The following is a 571-nucleotide window of genomic DNA, read 5'->3' as shown; positions in this document are numbered from 1 at the left end:
ACGCCCTTGATTTCTACTACTTCTATTTCAGCCTGGTTAGCAAAATGATCAGCCATAAAATGCAACAACTGGCGATTGGTTGATCTATCAGAGTTTGTACCAACAATAGCAACAAATTTCATGTATTAACCTCCAATTTTATTGTGAATAAAATAACGAATTTTGGTGAGTTAAAAAGAACAATTTTTTGTACAGAAGTAGATAAAATCATAAAACGCTTATTTTACAGGTTTTCACCACGTACAAATTTACTAAACTCTTCTAACTGACACGAGTATATAACAAAATATTTGTGAAAACAAATACAAAACCGAAAGAAAATCGTATGAATAAATCTCGATAAATCACAAAAACCGAGACGATTAGGTCTCGGTTTTTAAGATTAATGCAAGGTCTATTTCTATAGGACTAATCGTTTTTTCAAGACTAAAGCTAGGGAAATGGCTGCTACGTTTTTAATGATATCGGTTGGTAAGAAGATGATCATCCCTGACATCAGTGTTTGCATCCAAGTAATTGGTGAATCTAGTAAGAAGTTTAAAGCCAAGTACATGTATGTTAAACCACATAA

Annotated in this window: 2 protein-coding genes; both read right to left on the bottom strand. The window is 32.4% G+C overall.

The genetic code is table 11. The annotated features are described in order from the left end of the window. On the bottom strand, positions 1-122 hold a 122-nt coding region (locus ACRCJ0_RS18765; protein ID WP_431391713.1), incomplete at its 3' end, for an NADPH-dependent FMN reductase. Between the two features lie 278 nt (positions 123-400). Then, on the bottom strand, positions 401-571 hold a 171-nt coding region (locus ACRCJ0_RS18760; RefSeq protein ID WP_431391712.1), incomplete at its 5' end, for a biotin transporter BioY.

Source organism: Aerococcus sp. L_32, from assembly GCF_050689315.1.
This window is presented reverse-complemented; position numbering and strand designations above follow the sequence as displayed.